General features: G+C 65.3%; 2 protein-coding genes and 1 pseudogene. 2 read left to right on the top strand and 1 reads right to left on the bottom strand.

Going from position 1 to position 2,199, the window contains the following annotated elements:
- Positions 1-95: 95 nt before the first annotated feature.
- Both DES43_RS22165 and arsH read left to right on the top strand, forming a co-directional pair.
- A pseudogene (locus DES43_RS22165) lies at positions 96-746 on the top strand (arsenic resistance protein); the annotation flags it as partial.
- Positions 739-1,470 (top strand): arsenical resistance protein ArsH, encoded by a 732-nt coding sequence (arsH, locus tag DES43_RS22160; protein WP_035029230.1) that lies wholly within the window; start codon positions 739-741, stop codon positions 1,468-1,470. The pseudogene DES43_RS22165 and the gene arsH, both read left to right, overlap by 8 nt.
- 349 nt (positions 1,471-1,819) lie before the next feature.
- Here arsH and DES43_RS22155 read toward each other — a convergent pair.
- Positions 1,820-2,199 (bottom strand): DUF924 family protein (locus DES43_RS22155; RefSeq protein WP_133676465.1); only part of this gene is annotated, 380 nt, incomplete at its 5' end.

The following is a 2,199-nucleotide window of genomic DNA, read 5'->3' as shown; positions in this document are numbered from 1 at the left end:
TCAAACCGGACGCACTTTGATGACCCCACGTTAAGGGGTCCCGTTTGGACGAAAATTACCCCTCAACTGGGGTCCTCATTCCATGAAAAATCACACTCACTCGGGGCGACGCCACCTACACGCTGGTGCAGGTCTCGGTGAACGACGTCATCATGATCTTTGCCTTCGCGCCCATCGTGGCGCTGCTCCTCGGCGTCACCGATATCGTCGTGCCCTGGGAGACGCTCATCCTCTCGGTCGGGCTCTACATTCTGATCCCGCTCGCTGCCGGCGCCGCCACGCGCCAGTGGCTCGCGCGGGGCCGCCGGGGGGCGGACGCCGAGGCGGCGGTCGCGCGCTTCACGGCGGCGGTCAAGCCCTTCTCGGTGCTCGGCCTGCTGGCGACGGTCGTGCTTCTATTCGGGTTTCAGGGGCAGATCATCCTGGAGCAGCCGCTGCTGATCGCGCTGATCGCGGTGCCGCTCCTGATCCAGTCCTACGGCATCTTTGCGCTGGCCTATGCTGCGGCCTGGGCGTGGCGCGTGCCCTTCAACGTCGCCGCGCCCTGCGCGCTGATCGGTACGTCCAACTTCTTCGAGCTCGCGGTGGCCGTCGCGATCAGCCTCTTCGGACTGCAATCCGGCGCTGCGCTCGCGACCGTGGTCGGTGTTCTCGTCGAGGTTCCGGTCATGCTGTCACTTGTCGCCTTCGCCAATCGGACTTGTCACCATTTTCCCGCGGATGACGGAGGCGCGCGGCATGGCTGACCATCCCGTCCCGATCGAAGACCTGCCGAACATCGACCCAGCATCGCTCCGGCCGATCGACGTGGCTGCGCTCGCCGGGCCCGGCGCGCCGGCGCACCCGCCCCGCATCCTGATGCTCTATGGATCGCTCCGGACGCGCTCCTACTCGCGCTTTGCCTCGGAGGAGGCGGCGCGCCTGCTGCGCTGGTTCGGCGCCGAGACCCGCGCCTTCAACCCGTCCGGCTTGCCGCTGCCGGACGCGGAAGACCCCGACCACCCGAAGGTCAGGGAGCTGCGTGAGCTCGCCACTTGGTCGGAGGGCATGGTCTGGTGCTCGCCCGAGCGGCACGGCGCGATGACCGGCGTCATGAAGGCGCAGATCGACTGGCTGCCGCTGTCGCTCGGCGGCGTGCGGCCGACGCAAGGCAAGACGCTCGCGGTCATGCAGGTCTCCGGCGGCTCGCAGAGCTTCAACGCCGTCAACCAGATGCGCATCCTCGGCCGCTGGATGCGCATGGTGACGATCCCAAACCAGTCCTCGGTGGCGAAGGCGTGGGGCGAATTTGATGAGGGCGGCCGCATGCGGCCGTCGCCGTACTACAATCGCATCGTCGACGTCATGGAGGAACTCGTGAAGTTCACCCATCTCACGCGCGGCCGTTCGGCCTATCTAACCGACCGCTACTCGGAGCGGGTGGAAAGCGCTGAGCAGCTGTCCAAGCGCGTCAACCAACGCTCGATCTAGCATTTTCCTCTGCCGCTGAGGTGCTTGCGCGGAGCGGGGCCATTAATATCGCAGCATCGCACTCACTGAGACGAGGCGCTTGTCGACATCATCGCAAGAGGCGCAGCGGGTCGCTCCCGACCAACAACTACGAAGAAGCGCTACATTGCGTTGATCGACGCAGCGCGCGTGGTCAGTCGAGGAACTCGGGCTACCCCCGGACGCGTACGCCATCACCGACCGCGCCCCGTCACGCCAGAGCGCCATGAGGACCAGTACTTTCTCGATGGAGAAACCGTGCCCCTGAACGGGGCGGATAAAGCGCAACGTGTGACGCGCCGCAGGTCTCCTCTGGGCCGGGGGCCAAGCATCACCCTTGAAACGCCCGCTCATGAGGGAAATCGCCTTCCTTCAGATATGCAACTTCCGCCCGCGACGAGCGGCGGCCAAGAACCTGATTGCGATGGGGATGACGGCCGAACGCCGCGATCACTTGCTTCACGTCCAGGGCCTGCTTCACGAGCGAACGGTAAATCGGCTGCAGGTGCGTGGGGGCTTCTGCGGCGATCTCCTCGCGAAGTCCGATGAGAAGGTCCAGGCGCTGGAGATGGTCTGGCCCTTCGCAGTGGCCGAGTGGCAGACCATGAACGACCTTGGTGCCGTCGCGAGCTGTGTTGAAATTCGGGTGGCGCGATCTCCAGCATAGACATCGTATTGGGTCAGGCGGCGAGGTCAATCGTGTCCTTTGCG

The organism is Aquamicrobium defluvii (assembly GCF_004363725.1).
GTDB lineage: Bacteria > Pseudomonadota > Alphaproteobacteria > Rhizobiales > Rhizobiaceae > Mesorhizobium > Mesorhizobium defluvii.
This window is presented reverse-complemented; position numbering and strand designations above follow the sequence as displayed.